A 21507-nucleotide genomic window follows, 5' to 3' on the forward strand; every position below is an offset into this window, starting at 1 on the left:
TCCAGGATCCGCGCTTTCCGCGGCCCTTACGCCCCGGAACGGTACCGATGAGGGGGCGCGAGGCACAGCGTCCCGGGGTTATCCACAGGCTTGACACCCTACGTTCCCCCGGCTCACCATTGAACCGAACGATCGGTCGGTCGGGCCGGGGGGCAGCCCCGGCGGGACGGCGAAGGGGCTTCGCATGACGACGATGGCGGCTGACACGGAGGCGTACCAGACGGTGTTCGACGCCGCCCTGGCCGCGGACGAGCGGATCGAGCCCCGCGACTGGATGCCCGACGCCTACCGCTCCTCGCTGGTCAGACAGATGGCCCAGCACGCCCACTCCGAGATCATCGGCATGCAGCCGGAGGCCAACTGGATCACCCGGGCCCCCTCCCTGCGCCGCAAGGCCATCCTCATGGCCAAGGTCCAGGACGAGGCGGGACACGGCCTGTATCTCTACAGCGCCGCCGAGACCCTGGGCACCAGCCGCGAGGAGCTGCTCGACAAACTCCACTCCGGCCGCCAGAAATACTCCTCGATCTTCAACTACCCCACGCTGACCTGGGCCGACGTGGGCGCCATCGGCTGGCTGGTGGACGGCGCGGCGATCACCAACCAGGTGCCGCTGTGCCGCTGCTCCTATGGGCCGTACGCCCGGGCGATGGTCCGCATCTGCAAGGAGGAGTCCTTCCACCAGCGCCAGGGATACGAGCTGCTGCTGACCCTGAGCCGGGGCACCGAGGCGCAGCACGCGATGGCGCAGGACGCGGTGGACCGCTGGTGGTGGCCCTCGCTGATGATGTTCGGCCCGCCTGACGAGGCATCGGCCCACTCCGCCCAGTCCATGGCCTGGAAGATCAAGCGCCATTCGAACGACGAGCTGCGCCAGCGCTTCGTCGACATCTGTGTCCCCCAGGCCGAGGCACTCGGCCTCACCCTCCCCGACCCAGATCTGAAGTGGAACGAGGAGCGGGGACACTACGACTTCGGGCCGATCGACTGGGAGGAGTTCCGCGAGGTGCTCCGGGGAAACGGGCCGTGCAACGCCCAGCGCATATCCCAGCGGCGCCGGGCCCATGAGGAAGGCGCCTGGGTGCGCGAGGCGGCCGCGGCCTACGCGGCCAAGCAGGGAAAGGCCGGCGCATGAGCGGCGACACCAGCGGTGAGTGGCCCCTGTGGGAGGTATTCGTGCGCGGCAGGCGCGGCCTCTCCCACACCCACGCCGGCAGCCTGCACGCGCCGGACGCCGAGATGGCCCTGCGCAACGCCCGCGATCTCTACACGCGCCGCTCCGAGGGCGTCTCCATCTGGGTCGTGCCCTCCGACCGGATCACCGCCTCCTCTCCGGACGAGAAGGACCCCTTCTTCGAACCGGCCGCCGACAAGCCCTACCGCCATCCGACCTTCTACGAGATCCCGGAGGGGGTGCGCCACCTGTGACCGCGGCACTCGCCCTCGGCGACGACGCCCTGGTGCTCTCCCACCGGCTGGGGGAGTGGGCGGGACACGCCCCGGTGCTGGAGGAGGAGGTCGCCCTCGCCAACATCGCCCTGGACCTGCTCGGGCAGGCGCGGGTGCTGCTCTCCCTGGTGGGCGACGAGGACGAGCTGGCCTATCTGCGGGAGGAACGCGCCTTCCGCAATGCGCAGCTCGTCGAGCAGCCCAACGGAGACTTCGCGCACACCATCGCCCGCCAGCTGTACTTCTCCACCTATCAGGAGCTGCTGTACGAGCGGCTGGCACGCGGCGACGGCCCCTTCGCCCCGCTGGCCGCCAAGGCGGTCAAGGAGGTCGCCTACCACCGCGACCACGCCGAGCACTGGACCCTGCGGCTGGGCGACGGCACCGCCGAGAGCCATGAGCGGATGCGGCGCGGCCTGGAAGCGCTGTGGCAGTTCACCGGCGAGCTGTTCGAGCCGGTCGAGGGGTGCGAGGTGGACTGGACCACACTGCACGACGAGTGGCTGGCGCGGGTGACGGCCGTGCTGGACCGGGCCACCCTGGCCGTGCCCGAGGGGCCCCGGCGCGGCGCCTGGGCGGCCGGCGCCGGCCGGCAGGGCATCCACACCGAGCCGTTCGGCCGGATACTGGCCGAGATGCAGCATCTGCACCGCAGCCACCCGGGGGCGTCATGGTGACGCCCGCGCCCGCGACCCCGCTCGAGACCCGGCTGCGCGAGCTGGCGGGCGCCGTGCCGGACCCGGAGCTGCCCATGGTGACCCTGGCCGAGCTCGGAGTGCTGCGCGCGCTGCGCGTCATGGCGCCGGGCCGCGTCGAGGTCGAGCTGACCCCCACCTACACCGGCTGCCCCGCCCTGGAGTCGATGGCCGCCGACATCGAGCGGGTGCTGCACGACCAGGGCATACCCGAGGTGGCGGTCCACACCGTCCTCTCCCCGCCCTGGACGACGGACGCGATCAGCGCGGAGGGCCGCCGCAAGCTGGCCGAGTCCGGCATCGCGCCGCCCGGCCCCCGCGCCGTAGGCGGGCCGGTCGCCGTCGACCTGGCGGTGCGCTGCCCGCACTGCGGATCGACCGACACCAAGCTGCTCAGCCGCTTCTCCTCCACCGCCTGCAAGGCGCTGCGCCGCTGCGAGACCTGCCGCGAACCCTTCGACCACTTCAAGGAGTTGTGATGACCGCCGAAGGCGTGGCGGCGCCCGTGCCCCGCCACGGCGCCTTCCATCCCCTGCGGGTGATCGCGGTCGACCGGCTCACCGACGACTCGGTGGCCGTCACCCTGCGGATCCCGCCCGCGCTGCGCCAGACCTTCCGCTTCTCCCCGGGGCAGCACATCGCGGTGCGGCGGTTCGCCGACGGCGGCCAGATACGGCGGACGTACTCGATCTGCACACCCGCCCTGGAGTCCGAGGGCCCCGCCGCCCTGCGGGTCGGGGTGCGGCTGGTCGAGGGCGGCGAGTTCTCGACCTACGCCCTGAAGGAGCTCGCGGTCGGCGAGGTCATGGAGGTGATGGCCCCGGCCGGCCGGTTCGTCCTGGACCCCAGGCCCGGCCACTTCGCCGCCGTGGTCGGCGGCAGCGGCATCACCCCCGTTCTGTCCATCGCGGCGACGCTGCTGGCCCGCGAGCCCGAGGCCCGCTTCAGCCTGGTCCGCGGTGACCGCACCACCTCCTCCACGATGTTCCTGGAGGAGGTCGCCGATCTGAAGGACCGCTGGCCCGGCCGGTTTCAGCTGGTGAGCGTCCTCTCCCGGGAGGAGCGCCAGGCCGGTCCGGTCTCCGGGCGCCTCGACGAGGAGCGGTTGACCGGGCTGCTGCCGGCGCTGCTGCCGGTGGGCTCGGTGGACGGCTGGTTCCTGTGCGGGCCCTACGGCATGGTGCGCGGCGCCGAGCGGGCGCTGCGCGCCCTCGGGGTCGCCCGCGGCCGCATCCATCAGGAGATCTTCCATGTGGACGCCGGGGACGGCGAGGCCGCCCCCGCGGGGCCGGGGACGGCCACCGCCCCATCCCGCGGCGTGGTGACGGCGACCCTGGACGGCCGCTCGGGCACCTGGCCGGTGCGGGAGGGCGAATCGCTGCTGGAGGCCGTGGAGCGCAACCGTCCGGACGCGCCGTACGCCTGCAAGGGCGGGGTCTGCGGCACCTGCCGGGCGTTCCTGGTCTCGGGCGAGGTGCGGATGGACCGGAACTTCGCCCTGGAGCCGGACGAGGTGGCGGCCGGTTATGTGCTGGCCTGTCAGTCGCATCCGGTCGGCGAGCGCGTGGAGCTGGACTTCGACCGCTGACACACCGAACCGCCGAACCACTGAACCGCCGACCCGCCGCGCGGGCGTTCCCTTCTTGTAGAACCTGTTCTATCTTGACGGGCCGTCAGACCAAGCCATGGCGCGGGAGGACGGACAGTGGACTTCACCTTCACCGAGGAGCAGCAGGCGGCCGCCGAGGCGGCGAAGGCGGTCTTCTCCTCCGCCCCGCCGGACGGGGTGCCCAGCCCCGCGCTCACGCCCGGCGCCGTCGCCGACGACCTCGACCGCAGGCTGTGGGGCAAGGCCGCCGACGCCGATCTGCTGGGCCTCCTCCTCGACCCGCGGTACGGCGGCGCTGGTCTCGACCCCATCGCCCTGTGCCTGGTGCTGCGCGAGGCCGGCCGGGTCCTGGCCCGGGTGCCGCTGCTGGAGTCCACCGCGGCCGCCCTCGCCGTCCAGCGATACGGCGGGGAGGAGCTGCGCTCCGCCGTGCTGCCCGGCGCCGGCCGGGGAGAGCTCGTGCTGACCGTCGCGCCCCACGGCCGCACCGGCCATGACGCGGCCGAACTCGCCGTGCAGGCCCGCCAAGACGGCGGCGCCTGGGTCCTCGACGGCGCTCAGACCGCCGTGCCCTGGGCCCACAGCGCCGACCGCGTCCTCGTGCCCGCCCACACCGGAGCGGGCCGGACGCTCCTCGCGCTCGTCCCCCGCGACCTCACCGGCGTCACCCTCGCGCCGCAGATCTCCACCAGCGGCGAGCGGCTCGCCGAGATCCGCCTGGATGCCGTGCGGCTGGACGGCTCCGAGGTGCTGACGGCGGACGGCGCCTGGGAGTGGCTGCGCCATCTCCTCACCACCGGCACCTGCGCGCTCGCACTGGGCCTCGGCGAAGCGGTGCTCGCCCTGACCAGCTCCTACACCGGCAAGCGCGAGCAGTTCGGCTTCCCGCTCGCCACCTTCCAGGCGGTCGCCGTCCAGGCGGCCGACCGCTATATCGACCTGCGCGCGATGGAGGCCACGCTCTGGCAGGCCGCCTGGCGGCTGGCCATGGAGACCATGGACCGCGACGGCGCGCCCGCCGCGCCCGGGGCGCTGCCCATCGCGGGGGATGTCGCCGTCGCCAAGATCTGGGCCGCCGAAGGGGTGCGCCGCGTCGTCCAGACCGCACAGCATCTGCACGGCGGCTTCGGCGCGGCGACCGACTATCCGCTGCACCGCTACCACGCCTGGGCCAAGCAGCTGGAGCTGTCCCTGGGCCCCGCCGCCGCACACGAGGAGGCCCTCGGCGACCTCCTCGCCACCCACCCCCTGGGCTGACGGGCTAGAGCACGAAGGCCCCGTCGGCCGTGGCGTCCCGCCCGCTCACCAGCGGGCGGCCCGCCCGCTGCCAGGCGAGCATGCCGCCGTCCACATTCACCGCGTCCAGGCCCTGGGCGATCAGATACTGCGTCACCTGCGCGGACCGCCCGCCGACCCGGCACACCACATGTACCCGTCCGCCGTCGCTCAGCGCCTCGGTGAGCTCGCCGAACCGGGCCACGATCTGTCCCATGGGGATGTGCAGGGCGCCTTCGGCGTGGCCCGCGCCCCACTCGTCGTCCTCCCGGACATCCAGCAGAAACCCATCGGCCGGCACCGCCGCGGCCTCCACCTCGGGAAGCGGGGCAAAACCCATCACACACACCTCTCACACGACACAACAGCTGAGGGAAACCTACTACCGCACCAGCTCCGCCAGCTGATTCTCCTTCTCGGACACCTTGGCCAGCAGCTGCTCGGCGATGTCGTCGAGCAGCCCGTCGGGGTCCTCCGGCGCCATCTTGATCATCGCGCCGATCGCGCTGGACTCCAGCTCGGCGGCGACCTCGGCCAGCATCTCCTTGCGCGCGGCCAGCCACTCCAGCCGGACGTACAGCTCCTCGCTGCGGCTCCACCGGCGCTCGGGCGGCGGCGGCCCAGCCGCCCACTCCTCGGCCAGCGCCCGCAGCCTCCCCTCGTCCCCGGCCGCATACGCCGCGTTGACCCGCACGATGAACTCACCGCGCCGCTTCCGCTCGGTCTCCTCCTCCGCCAGGTCCGGGTGCGCCTTGCGGGCGAGCTCCCGGTAGATGCGGCGCGCCTCCTCGCTCGGCCGCACCCGCGGCGGCGGCTGCACCGGCTGCTCGGTGAGCATGGCGGCCCCCTCGGGCGACAGCCCGTCGGAGTCGATCCAGCCGTGGAACAGCTCCTCCACCTTCGGCATCGGCAGCACCAGCCCCCGCGCCTCCCGCGCCTTGCGGATGTCCTCGGGGTCCTTGGTGCGCGCCGCCACCGCCTCGGCGATCAGCGCGTCCAGCTCGTCGAGCCGTGAGTACATCGGCCCGAGCCGCTGGTGGTGCAGCCGGGAGAAATTGTCCACCTCGATGCGGAACGTCTCCACCGCGATCTCGAACTCGATCAGCGCCTGCTCCGCCGCCCGCACGGCCCGCTCGAGCCGCGCGGTGGCCTCCGCCTCCGCGGTCGCGTCCGCATCCGCGCCCGCCGGCGCCTCCGCGTCCACTCCCGACGCGGCATCCGCCTCCGACGACGTCTGTGATCGGGCTTCGGGCCCCCTCCGTGCCGGCTCCTGCGATTCGGCCTGGGGCTCTGCTTCCGGCACCGGCTGCCGGGCCTGTCGCTGCGCTTCCGGGTTCGTCACCCGCTCAGCCTACGTCCGGCGGCGACCCGGCCGGGGCGGTGTCACACCCCCAACTCGGCCGCTATCCGCCCGCCCCGCACGGCAGCGAGAAGCCGCGCGTGGTCCTCCTCCGTGCGGTCCGCATACGCCACCGCGAACGCGGCCACCGCTTCGTCCAGCTCCTCCCCCTTTCCGCAGTACCCCGACAGCAGCCGCGGATCCACGCTGTGCGCATGCGCCCGCGCCAGCAGCGCGCCCGTCATCCGCCCGTAGTCGTCCACCTGGTCGGCCGGCAGCGCCACCGGGTCCACGCTCCCCTTGCGGTTGCGGAACTGCCGCACCTGATAGGGGCGCTCCTGGACCGTGGCCCAACCCAGCAGGATGTCGCTGACGACCTGCATCCGCTTCTGGCCGAGCACCACCCGCTGCCCCTCGTGCGCGACGGCGGGCACCTGGAAGCCGGCCTGCCTCACATACGGCAGCAGCGCGGACGGCCGCGCCTCCTTGACCTGAAGCACCATCGGCTCGCCCCGGTGGTCAAGCAGCAGCACCACATACGACCTGGTCCCCACGGATCCGGTGCCCACCACCCGGAACGCCACGTCATGCACCGAGTAACGGGCCAGCAGCGGCAGCCGGTCCTCCGGCAGCGTGCCCAGATATGCGCCCAGCGCCGACGCCACGGCCGCCGCCTCGGCGTCCGGAACCCGCCGCAGCACCGGCGGCGCGTCCACGAAGCGCCGCGCCACCGACCGCCCGGACGGATTCCGCTCGTCCGGCACGGCCTCCGTCGACCTGGCCGCGAACCGCGCGCTGGTGTTCCGCCGCGCTTTCTCCGAGACCCGCTCCAGCGTGCCGGCCAGATCCTTGGCGTCCGCGTGCGAGACCAGCTCCTCGTCCGCGATCGCGTTCCACGCGTCGGCTGCGGGCAGCTTCGACAGCAGCCGCAGCGTGCGCCGATAGGCGCCCACCGCATCATGGGCCGCCGCCCGGCATGTGTCCTCGTCCGCGCCCGCCTCCCGCCCGGCCAGCACCAGCGAGGTGGCGAGCCGCTTCACATCCCACTCCCACGGGCCGTGGATGGTCTCGTCGAAGTCGTTGAGATCGATGACCAGGCCGCCACGGGCGTCCCCGTACAGACCGAAGTTGGCGGCGTGGGCGTCGCCGCAGAGCTGGGCGCCGACGCCGGTCACCGGCGTGGCCGCCAGGTCATGACCCATCAGCCCGGCCGCCCCGCGCAGAAAAGAAAAGGGAGAGGCGGCCATCCGCCCGACCCTGATCGGTGTCAGCTCCGGCAGCCGACCGGCGTTGGACCGCTCGACCTCCTCCACCGCGTCCGGCCGCCCCGCGGCCGACGGCAGCTCGCGGTGGGCCGAGCGGGGCACCCGCTCGCGCAGCCCCTTCCCCTCCTGCCGGGCCGTGCCGCTCCCCGGCCACCTCGCGAACCCCGGAACCTGCGGCAGCCGCCGCACCGCCTGCCGACCGCTCTCGACGTCCGTCATCACACGCCCCCCGTTTCCCCGCCGGCCCGAGCACCGGCCATGTCGCAGCCGCCGAAGCCGACCGAAGGCTTCGACTGCAAAGACCGTACAGCGCGCCGCGAAAACCCGTCACAGCCTGTGGATAACCCCGCCGGCCGGCGCGAATGCCCTGTTCAGAGGGGGTGCACGGCCGCCCCTCACCGAGCTCCGCCCCGGCCCGAGACCCGGCTCAGTCCCGGGCGGCACCCTCCCGGCACGCTTCGTCCCCGGGCATGTACCACTGCCTCGCCCACTGAGCCAGCTCGTTCAAGGCGGGCTCCAGCGCCCTGCCGCTCTCCGTCAGGCGGTAGGTCACCCTCAGCGGTGGCCCCGGGTCGACCTCCCGCAACACCAGCCCCGCCGCCACCAGCTCCGTCAGCCGGTCGGTCAGCATCCGCTCGCTGATCTTCGGGATGGCCCGCCGCAGCTCGGCGAAGTACGCGGCCCGCTCGGTCAGGACGGCGACGATGAGCCCGGTCCACCGCTTTCCGAACAGCTCGAAGACGCGGGTCATCCCCACGTCGACCTTCTTGCACGCCTTCTGGTCGTGCTCCTCGCTCCCGCCACCGCCCGCCATGGAGGACAGCGTACTGCCACCCCAGGCCCATACTGCGGAAAAGTAAGCTCCTGTGTTATTCATAGCTACGTAGGAATTCTTAGCTCGACTCCGGGGCCGGCACGCCACGCCCCGGAACCGATACCGAGCCCTCGTCGGAAGGCCCTCATGCCCACGCTTCTGCACATCGACAGCTCCCTCTTCCCGGCCGACGCATCCACCTCGCGCGCCGTCACGGCCACCTTCCGCAAGGAGTGGGAAGCCCAGCACCCGGACGGCACGGTCATCTACCGCGACCTGGCCGCCACCCCCCTGCCACACCTGGACGGCCTCGCCGCCGCCGCGGCCTTCACCCCCGCCGAGCAGCGCACGCCGGAGCTCAAGGCCGCCTACGCCCTGCGGGACACCCTGGCCTCCGAGCTGGAGCAGGCCGACACGGTCGTGATCGGCGCCCCCATGTACAACTTCACGATTCCCTCCTCGCTCAAGGCGTGGCTGGATCACGTGATCATCGCGGGCCGCACCGCGATGGCCCAGCCGTCCACCACCGCGGGCACCCCGACGGTCGTCGTCGCCAGCCGAGGCGGCGGCTACGGCCCCGGCACCCCGCGTGAGAGCTTCGAGTTCGTCCTCAACTATCTGGACAAGACGCTGACCGAGATGCTCTCCCTCGACGTCGAGTTCATCGTCCCGGAGCTGACCCTGGCCCGCACCAATCCGGCCATGGCGGACCTGGTCGAACTCTCCGACGCTTCCAAGGCCAGGGCTCACGACGAGGCGGCCGCCAAGGCCAAGACCCTCGCCACCCGGTTCGCCGCCTGATCCAGATCCGGACACCTGCCCGACCCGCCGCGCCGACCGCCCGGCGGGTCTCCGGGCTCTCCCCCGCGCCCCGGCGACGCCACGTATCACACGGGCCGTGACCTGAGGCACATCCCCAACGCAAAGTGGGCCCCTCCGGCGCGACTTTCGTCACACAGGAGAGGCCCACTTCGACTGGTGCGCGAGGGGGGAGTTGAACCCCCACGCCCTTTCGGGCACTGGAACCTGAATCCAGCGCGTCTGCCTATTCCGCCACCCGCGCATGGGTGCTGCCGTTTGGCTCGCCGCCGCCCTCCCCACCCGTTTGCTCCGGCCCGTTCGGTCTGTGCGGTGCGCCTTCCGACATCCAGAACATTAGCACGCCACGCAGGGTGGATTCACACGCGTTCCCGGCGCCCCCGCACCCGCCCGACCGGATAGCGACCCGGTTGCGGGACACTGTCATGAAGGCACCTCTACGATCCCTGTGAGAGGTGACACTGCTCCACAGGGCCAGGAAGGGGAACCACCCGATTTCCCGACGCGTGGATACGATCAGTAAGCAGTATGAGGACGACACTGAGCACGATTGAGGAAGGAGGTGCCCCGTGGGAGTACTGAAGCGCTTCGAGCAGCGTCTCGAGGGTCTCGTGAACGGCACCTTCGCCAAGGTGTTCAAGTCCGAGGTCCAGCCGGTCGAGATCGCGGGCGCGCTCCAGCGTGAGTGCGACAACAACGCCAGCATCTGGAACCGCGACCGGACGGTCGTCCCCAACGACTTCATCGTCGAACTGAGCGCGCCCGACTACGAGCGGCTCAGCCCGTACTCGGGCCAGCTCGGCGATGAACTCGCGGGCATGGTGCGCGACTACGCCAAGCAGCAGCGCTACACGTTCATGGGCACCATCAAGGTCAGTCTCCAGAAGGCCGACGACCTCGACACCGGCCTGTACCGCGTGCGCAGCCGCACCCTGGCGTCCAGCGAGTCCCAGAGCCCGTCGCAGGGCCGCGGCCCCGCCGCGCCCCAGCAGCGCCCCGGCGGCTACGGCTACCCCCCGCAGCCCGCGAGCGCGCCCCCCATGCCCTCCGCGCCGCCGCCCGGCGGCCGCACCGCGCCCCGCCCGGGCGGTCCCGGTGTCGGCACGCAGTCGTACGGGGGGCAGACCCGCCGGTGGATCGAGATCAACGGCACCCGCCACCAGATCTCCCGGCCCACCCTGGTCCTGGGCCGCAGCACCGACGCCGACGTACGGATCGACGACCCCGGCGTCTCGCGCCGGCACTGCGAGATCCGGGTCGGAACACCCCCGACCATCCAGGATCTGGGGTCGACCAACGGCATCGTGGTAGACGGGCAGCACACCACACGCGCTACGCTCCGCGACGGCTCGCGCATCGTCGTGGGCAGCACCACCATCGTTTACCGGCAAGCCGAAGGGTGAAGCGGGGGCAATGTCAGAGCTGACCCTCACGGTCATGCGGTTGGGTTTCCTCGCCGTACTGTGGCTGTTCGTCATCGTGGCCGTCCAGGTCATCCGTAGCGACCTGTTCGGGACCCGCGTGACCCAGCGCGGTTCGGCGCGGCGCGGCGCCCCCGACCGGCCGCAGCAGCGGCAGGCGGCGACGCCTCCGCCCCAGCGCCAGCAGCCCGCAGGCCGGGGTGGCGGCCGCGGCCGCCGCGGCGCCCCCACCAAGCTGGTCGTCTCCGAGGGCACGCTCGCGGGCACCACGGTCGCCCTCCAGGGCCAGACCATCAGCCTCGGCCGGGCCCATGACTCGACCATCGTGCTGGACGACGACTACGCCTCCAGCCGGCATGCCAGGATCTACCCGGACCGCGACGGCCAGTGGATCGTCGAGGACCTCGGGTCCACCAACGGCACATATCTCGACCGGACCCGACTCACCACACCGACACCGATTCCGCTGGGCGCGCCGATCCGTATCGGCAAGACCGTCATCGAGCTGCGGAAGTAGTACGACCATGACGACCGGAGGGTGGGCAGCGTGGTTGGCAAGGGGCTGTACCCGGAGCCGACGGGCGAGGTGCGCATGAGTCTGTCACTGCGTTTCGCCGCCGGATCGCACAAAGGCATGATCCGGGAGGGCAACGAGGACTCCGGCTACGCCGGCCCCCGGCTGCTCGCCATCGCCGACGGCATGGGCGGCCAGGCCGCCGGCGAGGTCGCCAGTTCGGAAGTGATCTCCACCCTCGTCCAGCTCGACGACGACGTCCCCGGCTCGGACATCCTGACCTCCCTGGGCACCGCCGTTCAGCGCGCCAATGAGCAGCTGCGCATCATGGTCGAGGAGGACCCCCAGCTGGAGGGCATGGGCACCACGCTCACCGCCCTGCTGTGGACCGGCCAGCGGCTCGGCCTCGTCCACGTCGGCGACTCGCGCGCGTATCTGCTGCGCGACGGCGTACTCACCCAGATCACCCAGGACCACACCTGGGTGCAGCGCCTCGTCGACGAGGGCCGCATCACCGAGGAGGAGGCGGGCACCCACCCGCAGCGCTCCCTGCTGATGCGCGCCCTGGGCAGCGGCGACCACGTCGAGCCCGACCTGTCCATCCGCGAGGTCCGGGCCGGTGACCGCTATCTCATCTGCTCCGACGGCCTGTCCGGCGTGGTCAGCCACCAGACCCTCGAGGACACCCTCGCCAGCTACCACGGCCCGCACGAGACGATCCAGGAGCTCATCCAGCTCGCGCTGCGCGGCGGCGGCCCCGACAACATCACCTGCATCGTCGCCGACGTCCTCGACGTCGACGGCAGCGACACCCTCGCCGGGCAGCTGAACGACACCCCGGTCATCGTGGGCGCGGTCGCCGAGAACCAGACCTCCCTCGGGGACGGCGGCGCCGCGCACACACCCGCGGGCCGCGCCGCCGAACTCGGGCGCAACCGGGGCGTTCCGCACCCGGGGGATCCCCAGGGCGGCTTCGGCCCGCCGGGGAGCGGCGACCCGTCGCTCGGCGGACCGCCCGAGGGCAGCTACGGGGCGTACGCGGACGCCGACTTCGCCAAGAAGGGCGGCGCGCGGAAGTGGGTCAAGCGCTCGCTGTACGTCGCCCTGGGTCTCGCGGTAGTCGGCGGCGGCCTCTATGGCGGCTACCGCTGGACGCAGAAGCAGTACTACGTGGGCGTCAACGGCGACCACGTGGCGATCTACCAGGGCATCAGCCAGGACCTCGCTTGGATCAAGCTCAACAAGGTCCATGAGGACCACCGTGAGATCGAACTCAAGTACCTCCCGGTGGACCAGCGCAGCCGCGTCGAGGACACCATCGCGGTCAGCAGCCTCGGCCAGGCCAAGGCCAAGACCAAGGACCTGGCCACCCTCGCCAGCGCCTGCCGGAAGACCGACGAGCAGCGCCAGGCCGAGGAGAAGCAGCAGGACCTGACCAAGGACAAGGACAAGAACAAGTCCGGCGGGTCCTCCGGCAACAAGGCTCAGACCGACACCGAGATCACGACGCGCGCGGGCGAGGCCACCACGCCGCCGGCGCCCGGACAGTCACAGGCGCCGAGTACCGGCGGGAGCGGGAGCGGCAAGGCGTCGAGCACACCCTCGTCCACGCCTTCGACCACCGCCACGTCCAAGCCCGGCCCCACCCTCTCCGAGGAAGAGCAGAAGTTGGTCCCGCAGTGCAGCAGCACCCAACAGTGAAGCCGTAGGGGGCTGTAGATCCATGAGCAGTACCAGCAATACGACCACCATCAGCACGGTCGGCCCGCCGAGCAGGCGCAACACCGAACTGGCGCTGCTGGTCTTCGCGGTGATCGTCCCGGTCTTCGCCTACGCCAACGCGGGCCTGGCCCTCAGCGATGAGCTGCCCTCGGGCATGCTCAGCTACGGCCTGGGCCTCGGCCTGCTCGCCGGGGTCGGCCACCTGGTGGTGCGTAAGTTCGCCCCTTACGCCGACCCGCTGCTGCTGCCGATCGCGACCCTCCTCAACGGCCTCGGCCTGGTGGTCATCTGGCGCCTCGACCAGTCCCGGCGACTGGCCCAGCGCGCCGAGAACGCCAACCAGGTCTTCTCGGCCGCGGCCCCCAACCAGCTGATCTACTCGGCGATGGCCGTGGCGCTGTTCGTCGGCGTGGTGATCTTCCTCAAGGATCACCGGATCCTCCAGCGCTACACCTACATCTCCATGATCGGCGCGCTGATCCTGCTGATCCTCCCGGTCTTCTTCCCGCCCGTCTTCGGCGCCCGGATCTGGGTCAGGGTCGGCAGCTTCTCCATCCAGCCCGCCGAGTTCGCGAAGATCATCATCGCGGTGTTCTTCTCCGGCTACCTGATGGTCAAGCGGGACGCGCTGGCGCTCGCCAGCCGCCGCTTCATGGGCCTGTACCTGCCGCGCGGCCGTGACCTGGGCCCGATCCTCGTCGTATGGGCGATGAGCATCCTCATCCTCGTCTTCGAGACCGACCTGGGCACCTCGCTGCTGTTCTTCGGCATGTTCGTGGTCATGCTGTACGTGGCCACCGAGCGCACCAGCTGGATCGTCTTCGGCATGCTGATGTCGGCGGTCGGCGCGGTCGGCGTGGCGTCCTTCGAGCCGCACGTCAAGGTCCGTGTGATGGCGTGGCTGCACCCCTTCGCCGTCTACGACAACCCCCGGCCCAGCTGGGCCACCACCGATCAGATCGCCCAGGCCCTGATGTCCTTCGGCTCGGGCGGCGTCTTCGGCACCGGGCTCGGCCAGGGCGCCTCCGACCTCATCGGCTTCGCCGCCAACTCCGACTTCATCCTCGCCACCGTCGGCGAGGAGCTGGGCCTGGCCGGCACCATGGCGATCCTGCTGCTGTACGGCCTGATCGTGGAGCGCGGCGTACGCACCGCTCTCGCCGCCCGCGACCCGTTCGGCAAGCTGCTGGCCATCGGGCTCTCCGCGGCCTTCGCCATCCAGGTCTTCGTGGTCGCCGGCGGTGTGATGGGCCTGATCCCGCTGACCGGTATGACCATGCCGTTCGTCGCCTACGGCGGATCGTCCGTCCTCGCCAACTGGGCGCTCATCGCGATCCTCATCAGGATCAGCGACACCGCCCGCCGCCCGGCACCGGCCCCCGCCCCGTCCACCGACGCCGAGATGACCCAGGTGGTCCGACCGTGAACAAGCCCCTGCGCCGAATCGCGATCTTCTGCGGCCTCCTCGTCTTCGCCCTGCTGCTGCGGGACAACTGGATCCAGTACGTCCAGGCCGACGAGCTCAAGAACCACAAGAAGAACCTTCGCGTCGACATCGCCCGCTACAGCCAGCCGCGCGGCAACATCATCGTCGACGGCCGGGCGATCACCGGGTCCGCCGAGACCAACGGCATCAACTACAAGTACAAGCGCACCTACAAGAACGGCGAGATGTGGGCGCCGGTCACCGGCTACGCCTCGCAGGTCTACGGCACCAACCAGATCGAGAACCTCGAGGACGGCATCCTCACCGGCAACGACGACCGGCTCTTCTTCAACCGCACCATCGACATGCTCACCGGTAAGGACAAGACCGGCGGCGACGTCATCACCACCCTGAACGCCAAGGCGCAGGAAGCGGCGTTCAAGGGCCTGGGCAACAAGAAGGGCGCCGTCGCCGCGATCGACCCGCGCACCGGCAAGATCCTCGCGCTGGCCAGCACCCCCAGCTACGACCCGTCCACCATCGCCGGGGCGAGCAAGAAGGACGAGTCCGCCTGGCAGGCGCTCCAGAAGAAGAACAACCCGGACGAGCCGATGCTCAACCGGGCGCTGCGTCAGACCTACCCGCCCGGCTCGACCTTCAAGGTCGTCACCGCGGCCGCGGCGCTGGAAAACGGCAAGTACGAGAACATCGACGAGCCCACCGACTCGCCGGTGCCGTTCAAACTGCCGCTCTCCACCCAGAACCTGAAGAACGAGGGCAGCATCCAGTGCAAGAACGTCAGCCTCAGGGAAGCCCTCCGCATCTCCTGCAACACCGTCTTCGGCAAGCTCGGTGACGACCTCGGCAAGGAGAAGATGCTCGAGCAGGCCAAGAAGTTCGGCTTCAACGACGAGGTCTTCACCCCCGTCCGCGCCGACGCGAGCGTCTACCCCGAGGAGATGGACCGGCCCTCCAACGCCCTGTCCTCCATCGGCCAGTTCGACACCCGCGCCACCCCGCTCCAGATGGCCATGGTCGCCGCGGCGATCGCCAACGACGGCGACCTGAAGAAGCCGTACATGGTCGACAAGCTGCGCGACACGAACCTCAACACCATCGAGCAGACCGAGCCCGCGACGATGAGCAACCCGGTCTCCGAAGACACCGCCCGCAAGCTCCAGGACATGATGGAGACGGTCGTCAAGTCCGGCACCGGAACCGCCGCCCAGATCCCGGGCGTCACGGTCGGTGGCAAGACGGGTACCGCCCAGCACGGCGTCGCCAACAGCAAGAACCCCTACGCGTGGTTCATCTCCTACGCCAAGGGCAAGGACGGCTCCTCGCCCGTCGCGGTCGCGGTCGTCATCGAGGGCTCCGACACCCTCCGCGACGACATCGCCGGCGGCAAGCTCGCCGCGCCGATCGCCAAGGACGTGATGAAGGCGGTGCTCGACAGCCAGAAGTGACCCCGGTCACGTCTTGATGCCGATCCCGCACGTCGTCGTACCGGTCACGTATCAAGTAGCGACCGAGGCCGGGTCCGGCGCGGCGTCCCGGGTACGGTATGCCCGAGCAGCACACCGCCGGGCCCCCACGGGTGCGGCCGGGAATGACGGAAGAGGGCTGGAGTAGCTATGGAAGAGCCGCGTCGCCTCGGCGGCCGGTATGAGCTGGGCTCTGTGCTCGGCCGCGGTGGCATGGCCGAGGTCTACCTCGCCCACGACACCCGCCTCGGCCGCACTGTCGCCGTGAAGACGCTGCGGGTGGATCTGGCCCGTGACCCGTCCTTCCAGGCCCGGTTCCGCCGAGAGGCCCAGTCGGCCGCCTCGCTCAACCATCCCGCGATCGTCGCGGTCTACGACACCGGCGAGGACTACGTCGACGGCGTCTCGATCCCGTACATCGTGATGGAGTACGTCGACGGGTCCACCCTGCGGGAGCTGCTGCACTCCGGCAGAAAGCTGCTCCCCGAGCGGTCCATGGAGATGACCACCGGGATTCTCCAGGCCCTGGAGTACTCGCACCGCAACGGCATCGTCCACCGTGACATCAAGCCGGCGAACGTGATGCTCACCAGAAGCGGCCAGGTCAAGGTGATGGACTTCGGCATCGCCCGGGCCATGGGCGACGCCGGCATGACCATGACCCAGACCGCCGCCGTGATCGGCACCGCCCAGTACCTCTCCCCCGAGCAGGCCAAGGGCGAGACCGTCGACGCGCGCAGCGACCTCTACTCCACCGGCTGTCTGCTGTACGAGCTGCTGACCGTGCGTCCGCCGTTCATCGGCGACTCCCCGGTGGCCGTCGCCTACCAGCACGTACGGGAGGAACCGCAGCCGCCGAGCGCGTTTGATCCGGAGATCACCCCGGAGATGGACGCGATCGTCCTGCGGGCCCTGGTCAAGGACCCGGACTACCGCTACCAGTCGGCCGACGAGATGCGCGCCGACATCGAGGCGGCCCTGGAGGGCCAGCCGGTCGCCGCCACCGCCGCGCTGGGCGCGGTCGGCTACGGCGGCGAGGACCAGCCCACGACCATGCTGCGGTCGCAGGACGCCGGCGCGCCGACCTCGATGCTGCCGCCGGTGCGCGACGACGACGGGGGCTTCGGCTACGACGAGCGCCCCGACCGCAGGCGCGGGCCCGAGAAGAAGAGCAACCTCTCGACGATCCTGCTGGTCCTGGCCGGAATCCTGGTGCTGGTCGGAGCGATCTTCATCGGCAAAGCGATCTTCAGCGGCAACGGGGCCGGCGACAAGGTCGATGTGCCGCGGATGGTCGGTATGACCCTCGCCGAAGCCAAGGACAGCGCCAACAACGGCAACTTCAGGGTCGAGGTGACCGGCGACCCCATCTTCTGCGAAGAGAAGAAGAACACGGTCTGCAAGCAGAGCGTGGAGGAGGGCCCGAAGGCCGTCGACCGCAACGGCACGGTCGAGCTGACCATGTCCAAGGGCCCCAAGCCGGCCGAGAAGGTCGAGGTCCCGGACGTCATCAACGTCCAGTACGAGAGCGCCGAGAGGCAGCTCAAGGCCAAGGGCTTCGAGGTCACCAAGAAGACCGAGGAGTCCGACCAGACCCCCGGCAAGGTCACGGCCCAGGACCCCGAGGGCGGCAAGAAGGTCCCGCGGGGCACCGAGATCACCCTGACCGTCGCCCGGGAGCAGTCGAAGATCGTCGTCCCCGATGTGACCACCCAGAAGCTCGAGGACGCCAAGTCGACGCTCGAGGGCAAGGGCCTCCAGGTGACGACCACGGAGGTCGAGAACGCAAGCGTCGAGGCGGGGACGGTCATCAGCCAGAACCCCGAAGGCAACTCGGAGGTCCTGCCCAACTCGACCGTCACCCTGACCGTCGCCAAGGCGCCCGCGCAGCAGGACAACGTCGCGGTGCCTCAGGTGCGCGGCCTGAAGCTCAAGGACGCCAAGAAGGCCATCGAGGGCGCCGGTCTCACCGTCGGCAACGTCACCGGATCGCAGGACGACAACGCCACGGTGGTGTTCTCCGACCCGCAGGAGGGCTCCCAGGTGGCCAAGGGTCAGATCGTCAACCTGACCGCCATCCAGGGGCAGGGCGACAACGGGGGCGGTGACAACGGCGGGAACGGCAACGGCGGCTCCATCCCGTTCGGCGGCCCGTCCGGCGGACCCTCCACATAGCGCGTCCGCGCAGTGCGGTAGCAGCCACGACAGCGAGAAGCCCCGGCGCCCGGGAATCGGGCGGCCGGGGCTTCTCGCTGCTCCGTCGGCCGGACCGGCGTCAGCCGGACCGGGCGCGCGCGGTCAGCGCAGCTCCTTGGGGGGCGTGCGGTCCGCGTCGACCTTCTCCGTGCGCTCCAGTTCGCCCCAGACGATGTAGCGGTGGAGCGAGGTGTAGACCGGCGTGCACGTGGAGAGCGTGATGTAGCGGCCCGCCTTCGTCCTCCCCGACTCCTTCGGGACCGGGCTGAGCACCCGCACGTTGTACTTCGAGGTCTCGGGCAGCTCCGCGTAGACCTTGTAGATGTACCAGGTGTCCCGGGTCTCGAAGACGATCGGATCGCCCTTGTGCAGCTTGTCGATGTTGTGGAACTTGGCGCCGTGCCCGTCCCGGTGTGCCGCCAGGGTGAAGTTCCCCTTCTTGTCCCACGGCATCCCCGACTTCACCGGCTTGGTGTAATAGCCCGCCACGCCGTCGTTGAGCGTCTCCGTCGCGGTGCCCCTCTTCACCAGCACCTCGCCGTTGTGCATCGCCGGCACATGCAGAAAGCCGATGCCGTCCTTGGTGTCGAGCTTGCCGGGCCCCTGCTGCTGCTGCGCCCACTGCTTGCGCACCCGGTCGCCCTGCTTCTTCGCCTCACGGTCGGCCAGCACATTCGTCCACCACAGCGAGTAGACGACGAAGAGGGCGAGGAGCACCCCCGCGGTGATCAGCAGCTCGCCCAGGATGCCGACGGCCGCGGCTATCCGCCCGCGGGGGCGGCGCTGCCTCGCGGCCTCGGCGGGGTGCTCGTCCCGCTGCTCGTCTTGGTCGGTCCGTGCCACCGCGTCGTACCTCTTTCCCCGGTCTTCCGGGTCTTTCTGGCTCCCCGGTCTTGCTGAGTTCCCGGCCGTGCTCGCTCACTGGACCAGCGCGTCAGGCTTGCCCTTGCTCCGCGGCCGCTCGTCGACCATCTTGCCCCAGACGATCATGCGGTATTTGCTGGTGAACTCGGGGGTGCAGGTCGTCAGGGTGATGTAGCGGCCCGGCTTCGTGAAGCCTGAGCCAGGCGGCACCGGACCGATCACCCCCGTGTTCGAGGGCGGGGTCTGCGGCAGGATGCTGGTCATCTCGTAGGTGAAGTACGCGCTCTGGGTCTCCACGACGATCTTGTCGCCGGGCTTGAGATTGTTGATGTACCGGAACGGCTCGCCGTGGGTGTTGCGGTGCCCGGCCAGCGCGAAGTTGCCCTTCTTGTCCCAGGGCATGGCGGTCTTCAGCTTGCCCTCGTTGTAGTGGCCGACCATGCCGTGGTCGAGGACCTTCAGCTTGCTGATCCCCTCGGCGATCGGGGCCTTGACGTCCAGCTTGGGGATGTAGAGGATCGCGAACCCCTCGCCCGGCGAGAACGTGCCCGGATCGCGGTTCCCGGCGCCGTCCCGGTCCCACTTCTTCTGGAGGCTGTTCGCGGCGCCGTTCGCCTGCTGGTGAGCCCGGATGTTGGTCCACCACAGCTGGTACGTCACGAAAAGCAGCATCAGCACGCCGACGGTGATGAACAGCTCACCGACGAGACGGCTCACGACGACGGCGGGGCTGTCCTTGCGCGCCCGGGCGGCGCGCTTGGCCTCCATACGGGTGCGGGGGGCGGCCGCCGTCGTCCGCAGCTCGCTCCCGGCCTCGGCGGCGGCGGTACTCGTAGCGCTGTCGTCCTTGCCGCCCGCCCCGCCGCGCGCGCGGGCCCCCCCTCTGCCGCCGCCGCGCCTGGCCGCCGCCTGCGCGGCCCGCCGACGGGCGGCCCGGCCCCCGGACGGCGGGTCCTGCGGGCCGGCCGCGGCGCCCGGCTCGCCCCCGCCGTCGCCGGACCTCGGGCCGGCGGATTCCGCCCCGCCCGTCTCCGCCGGCGCGGGGGGCGCCTGGACCTGCCGCAGCAGCACCGTCTGGTCGTCGCCCTGGAGAGGCTGGACCGCGCGCAGCGCCACGGTCTCGTCGTCGGCCGCCGGAGCCCGCCGCCGGCCGGATCCCCTTGCCGGAACCGTCGGAGCCGCCGGAGCCTCCGCCGCGGGCACCGGCGACAGCACGGCCGTCGCCTCCGGATCGGCGGGCCCGGCGGGTGGCGCGGGGGCGCGGCGGTGACGGGCCCGGGACGGGCCTCCAGAGGGCCCCTCGGAGGCTGGGGCGGGTCCTGGCACAGACGGGGCCGTATGCCCCGCCACAGGCCCGGCAGCGGCCGTTCTGGCGGCTCCCGTCACGGGCCCCGTGGTGGGTCCTGGTGCGGCCCCTGCTCCGGGCCGTCTGTCGGGCCCCGTGGCGCGCCCTGTGTTCGGCCCTGTGTTCGGCCCTGTGGCGGGCCCTGGTGTGGGCCCTGGTGTGGCCCCTGTTGTGGGCCCGGCCACAGGCCCCGGGGCGGGCCCGGTCACGATCCCCGGTACCAGCCCCGGCGAGGGTCTCGGCAGCGGGTCGGTCAGGGGGTCGTCCAGCCCCTCCACAGCCGCCGCGAACGCGTCCGTCTCCCCGTAGGCATCGTCATAGGCGTCGTGCGGCCCGCTCGGCTCGTACGACGCGTAGGGGTCGGGCTCCTGGGCGCCTTGGGGCGCGCCCTCGCGCTCGGGGCGCAGTGCGGTCACTCGCCGGCCTTGCCGCCGACCGTCCCCACCACGGGGGCCAGGCCCGCCGACCGCCCCACCGCCCCCGTGTCGCCGCACTCCTCAAGCCAGTTGGCGAGCATGCGGTGACCCCATTCGGTGAGCACCGACTCGGGATGGAACTGCACGCCCTCGACGCGCAGCCGACGGTGGCGCAGCCCCATCGCGATGCCCGTCTCCGTCCAGGCCGTGATCTCCAACTCGTCCGGGACGGTGTCCCGTTCGACGGCCAGCGAGTGGTAGCGGGTGGCGGTGAAGGGCGACGGCAGGCCGCGGAAGACCCCGGCACCCTGGTGCGTCACGAGCGAGGTCTTGCCGTGCAGCAGCTCGGGAGCGCGCCCGACGACCCCGCCGTACGCGACGGCCATGGACTGCATCCCCAGGCAGACGCCGAAGACCGGCACTCCGGTGTCCGCGCAGTGCCGCACCATGTCGACGCAGACGCCCGCCTCTTCGGGGGTGCCGGGGCCCGGGGAGAGCAGGACGCCGTCGAAGCCGTCCTGGGCGTGGCCCAGGGCCACTTCGTCGTTGCGCAGCACCTCGCACTCGGCGCCGAGCTGGTAGAGGTACTGGACCAGGTTGAAGACGAAGCTGTCGTAGTTGTCGACGACCAGGATGCGTGCGCTCACCGGGGGCCCGCCATTCCCTCGTCGACCGTCACGTCGCCGAACGGAAGCAGGGGCTCCGCCCACGGGAAGACGTACTGGAAGAGCACGAAGACGATCGCCAGCACCAGGACGAGCGAAATCAGCGCCCGCACCCATGCGTTACCCGGCAGATGCCGCCAGATCCAGCCGTACATGCCATCCCTACCCACGACGAAGAAGTCGACTGCA

21 protein-coding genes and 1 tRNA gene are annotated in these 21507 nt (G+C 71.1%); 13 read left to right on the forward strand and 9 right to left on the reverse strand.

The window, feature by feature from the left end; all coding sequences use genetic code 11:
• Positions 1-184: 184 nt before the first annotated feature.
• The 6 genes from paaA to ACZ4WQ_RS27140 all read left to right on the forward strand — a co-directional run bounded on the left by paaA (position 185) and on the right by ACZ4WQ_RS27140 (position 5010).
• Positions 185-1135, forward strand: a complete 951-nt coding sequence (gene paaA / locus ACZ4WQ_RS27115; protein ID WP_311725955.1) for a 1,2-phenylacetyl-CoA epoxidase subunit PaaA — start codon at positions 185-187, stop codon at positions 1133-1135.
• Positions 1132-1428 carry a 1,2-phenylacetyl-CoA epoxidase subunit PaaB gene (gene paaB / locus ACZ4WQ_RS27120; RefSeq protein WP_311725956.1) on the forward strand — a complete coding sequence of 99 codons (297 nt, stop codon included), beginning with the start codon at positions 1132-1134 and terminating at the stop codon, positions 1426-1428. The genes paaA and paaB overlap by 4 nt, the downstream gene beginning before the upstream one ends.
• Complete coding sequence (paaC, locus tag ACZ4WQ_RS27125) at positions 1425-2126, forward strand: 1,2-phenylacetyl-CoA epoxidase subunit PaaC (protein ID WP_468022485.1); 702 nt, start codon at positions 1425-1427, stop codon at positions 2124-2126. Before paaB ends, paaC begins: the two co-directional genes overlap by 4 nt.
• Positions 2120-2623 carry a 1,2-phenylacetyl-CoA epoxidase subunit PaaD gene (gene paaD, locus ACZ4WQ_RS27130; RefSeq protein ID WP_311725958.1) on the forward strand — a complete coding sequence of 168 codons (504 nt, stop codon included), beginning with the start codon at positions 2120-2122 and terminating at the stop codon, positions 2621-2623. The genes paaC and paaD overlap by 7 nt, the downstream gene beginning before the upstream one ends.
• Entirely contained in the window at positions 2623-3732 is a 1110-nt protein-coding gene (locus tag ACZ4WQ_RS27135; RefSeq protein WP_311725959.1) for a 2Fe-2S iron-sulfur cluster-binding protein, read from the forward strand. Before paaD ends, ACZ4WQ_RS27135 begins: the two co-directional genes overlap by 1 nt.
• Positions 3733-3849: 117 nt before the next feature.
• A complete protein-coding gene (locus ACZ4WQ_RS27140) occupies positions 3850-5010 on the forward strand; it encodes an acyl-CoA dehydrogenase family protein (protein ID WP_311725960.1) in 1161 nt (386 codons plus the stop codon).
• A 4-nt stretch (positions 5011-5014) separates the two neighbouring features.
• On the opposite strand, the gene ACZ4WQ_RS27145 is transcribed toward ACZ4WQ_RS27140, so the two are convergent.
• The 4 genes from ACZ4WQ_RS27145 to ACZ4WQ_RS27160 form a co-directional block, all read right to left on the reverse strand.
• Positions 5015-5368: a rhodanese-like domain-containing protein gene (locus ACZ4WQ_RS27145; protein WP_311725961.1), complete on the reverse strand. Its 354-nt coding sequence runs from the start codon at positions 5366-5368 to the stop codon at positions 5015-5017.
• 42 nt (positions 5369-5410) lie between these two features.
• Positions 5411-6370, reverse strand: a complete 960-nt coding sequence (locus ACZ4WQ_RS27150) for a hypothetical protein (RefSeq protein ID WP_385346710.1) — start codon at positions 6368-6370, stop codon at positions 5411-5413.
• 41 nt (positions 6371-6411) lie between these two features.
• Complete coding sequence (locus ACZ4WQ_RS27155; RefSeq protein ID WP_311725962.1) at positions 6412-7851, reverse strand: DUF2252 domain-containing protein; 1440 nt, start codon at positions 7849-7851, stop codon at positions 6412-6414.
• A gap of 208 nt (positions 7852-8059) precedes the next feature.
• The gene (locus tag ACZ4WQ_RS27160; RefSeq protein ID WP_311725963.1) at positions 8060-8446 is read right to left on the reverse strand and encodes a winged helix-turn-helix transcriptional regulator; all 387 of its coding nucleotides are present in this window, start codon (positions 8444-8446) and stop codon (positions 8060-8062) included.
• Positions 8447-8593: 147 nt separating this feature from the next.
• On the opposite strand from ACZ4WQ_RS27160, the gene ACZ4WQ_RS27165 reads away from it, so the two are divergent.
• Positions 8594-9247 (forward strand): FMN-dependent NADH-azoreductase, encoded by a 654-nt coding sequence (locus tag ACZ4WQ_RS27165; protein WP_361189423.1) that lies wholly within the window; start codon positions 8594-8596, stop codon positions 9245-9247.
• A 175-nt stretch (positions 9248-9422) separates the two neighbouring features.
• Here ACZ4WQ_RS27165 and ACZ4WQ_RS27170 read toward each other — a convergent pair.
• Positions 9423-9509: transfer RNA gene (locus ACZ4WQ_RS27170), tRNA-Leu, on the reverse strand.
• Between the two features lie 325 nt (positions 9510-9834).
• Between ACZ4WQ_RS27170 and ACZ4WQ_RS27175 the strand changes: the two genes are divergently transcribed.
• The 6 genes from ACZ4WQ_RS27175 (at position 9835) to pknB (ending at position 18007) form a co-directional block, all read left to right on the forward strand.
• Complete coding sequence (locus tag ACZ4WQ_RS27175) at positions 9835-10668, forward strand: DUF3662 and FHA domain-containing protein (protein ID WP_358846731.1); 834 nt, start codon at positions 9835-9837, stop codon at positions 10666-10668.
• A 10-nt stretch (positions 10669-10678) separates the two neighbouring features.
• Positions 10679-11203, forward strand: a complete 525-nt coding sequence (locus ACZ4WQ_RS27180) for an FHA domain-containing protein FhaB/FipA (RefSeq protein ID WP_311725966.1) — start codon at positions 10679-10681, stop codon at positions 11201-11203.
• A gap of 75 nt (positions 11204-11278) precedes the next feature.
• Positions 11279-12901 carry a PP2C family protein-serine/threonine phosphatase gene (locus ACZ4WQ_RS27185; protein ID WP_311725967.1) on the forward strand — a complete coding sequence of 541 codons (1623 nt, stop codon included), beginning with the start codon at positions 11279-11281 and terminating at the stop codon, positions 12899-12901.
• A 22-nt stretch (positions 12902-12923) separates the two neighbouring features.
• On the forward strand, positions 12924-14348 hold the full coding sequence (locus ACZ4WQ_RS27190; RefSeq protein WP_311725968.1) for an FtsW/RodA/SpoVE family cell cycle protein: 1425 nt from the start codon (positions 12924-12926) through the stop codon (positions 14346-14348).
• Positions 14345-15814 carry a peptidoglycan D,D-transpeptidase FtsI family protein gene (locus tag ACZ4WQ_RS27195; protein WP_385346715.1) on the forward strand — a complete coding sequence of 490 codons (1470 nt, stop codon included), beginning with the start codon at positions 14345-14347 and terminating at the stop codon, positions 15812-15814. Before ACZ4WQ_RS27190 ends, ACZ4WQ_RS27195 begins: the two co-directional genes overlap by 4 nt.
• A 168-nt stretch (positions 15815-15982) precedes the next feature.
• Positions 15983-18007, forward strand: a complete 2025-nt coding sequence (gene pknB / locus ACZ4WQ_RS27200; protein ID WP_311725970.1) for a Stk1 family PASTA domain-containing Ser/Thr kinase — start codon at positions 15983-15985, stop codon at positions 18005-18007.
• 123 nt (positions 18008-18130) lie between these two features.
• Here the strand turns inward: pknB and ACZ4WQ_RS27205 are convergent, their stop codons facing one another.
• The 4 genes from ACZ4WQ_RS27205 to ACZ4WQ_RS27220 all read right to left on the reverse strand — a co-directional run bounded on the left by ACZ4WQ_RS27205 (position 18131) and on the right by ACZ4WQ_RS27220 (position 21488).
• Positions 18131-18871: a class E sortase gene (locus ACZ4WQ_RS27205; RefSeq protein ID WP_398375652.1), complete on the reverse strand. Its 741-nt coding sequence runs from the start codon at positions 18869-18871 to the stop codon at positions 18131-18133.
• A 75-nt stretch (positions 18872-18946) separates the two neighbouring features.
• Positions 18947-20278 carry a class E sortase gene (locus ACZ4WQ_RS27210; RefSeq protein ID WP_468022486.1) on the reverse strand — a complete coding sequence of 444 codons (1332 nt, stop codon included), beginning with the start codon at positions 20276-20278 and terminating at the stop codon, positions 18947-18949.
• A 371-nt stretch (positions 20279-20649) separates the two neighbouring features.
• Positions 20650-21300, reverse strand: a complete 651-nt coding sequence (locus ACZ4WQ_RS27215; RefSeq protein ID WP_311725973.1) for an aminodeoxychorismate/anthranilate synthase component II — start codon at positions 21298-21300, stop codon at positions 20650-20652.
• On the reverse strand, positions 21297-21488 hold the full coding sequence (locus ACZ4WQ_RS27220) for a hypothetical protein (protein ID WP_352130763.1): 192 nt from the start codon (positions 21486-21488) through the stop codon (positions 21297-21299). The genes ACZ4WQ_RS27215 and ACZ4WQ_RS27220 overlap by 4 nt, the downstream gene beginning before the upstream one ends.
• Positions 21489-21507 lie beyond the last annotated feature (19 nt).

This window comes from Streptomyces sp. NPDC028305 (assembly GCF_055569495.1).

What these genes read in the sequence shown, in the direction of transcription:
- ACZ4WQ_RS27180 (WP_311725966.1), top strand. Translation starts at nt 10,679, where the DNA reads ATGTCAGAGCTGACCCTCACGGTCATGCGGTTGGGTTTCCTCGCCGTA.
- paaA (WP_311725955.1), top strand. Translation starts at nt 185, where the DNA reads ATGACGACGATGGCGGCTGACACGGAGGCGTACCAGACGGTGTTCGAC.
- ACZ4WQ_RS27190 (WP_311725968.1), top strand. Translation starts at nt 12,924, where the DNA reads ATGAGCAGTACCAGCAATACGACCACCATCAGCACGGTCGGCCCGCCG.
- ACZ4WQ_RS27185 (WP_311725967.1), top strand. Translation starts at nt 11,279, where the DNA reads ATGAGTCTGTCACTGCGTTTCGCCGCCGGATCGCACAAAGGCATGATC.
- pknB (WP_311725970.1), top strand. Translation starts at nt 15,983, where the DNA reads ATGGAAGAGCCGCGTCGCCTCGGCGGCCGGTATGAGCTGGGCTCTGTG.
- ACZ4WQ_RS27160 (WP_311725963.1), bottom strand. Translation starts at nt 8,446, where the DNA reads ATGGCGGGCGGTGGCGGGAGCGAGGAGCACGACCAGAAGGCGTGCAAG.
- ACZ4WQ_RS27135 (WP_311725959.1), top strand. Translation starts at nt 2,623, where the DNA reads ATGACCGCCGAAGGCGTGGCGGCGCCCGTGCCCCGCCACGGCGCCTTC.
- ACZ4WQ_RS27165 (WP_361189423.1), top strand. Translation starts at nt 8,594, where the DNA reads ATGCCCACGCTTCTGCACATCGACAGCTCCCTCTTCCCGGCCGACGCA.
- ACZ4WQ_RS27145 (WP_311725961.1), bottom strand. Translation starts at nt 5,368, where the DNA reads ATGGGTTTTGCCCCGCTTCCCGAGGTGGAGGCCGCGGCGGTGCCGGCC.
- paaD (WP_311725958.1), top strand. Translation starts at nt 2,120, where the DNA reads ATGGTGACGCCCGCGCCCGCGACCCCGCTCGAGACCCGGCTGCGCGAG.
- paaB (WP_311725956.1), top strand. Translation starts at nt 1,132, where the DNA reads ATGAGCGGCGACACCAGCGGTGAGTGGCCCCTGTGGGAGGTATTCGTG.
- ACZ4WQ_RS27155 (WP_311725962.1), bottom strand. Translation starts at nt 7,851, where the DNA reads ATGACGGACGTCGAGAGCGGTCGGCAGGCGGTGCGGCGGCTGCCGCAG.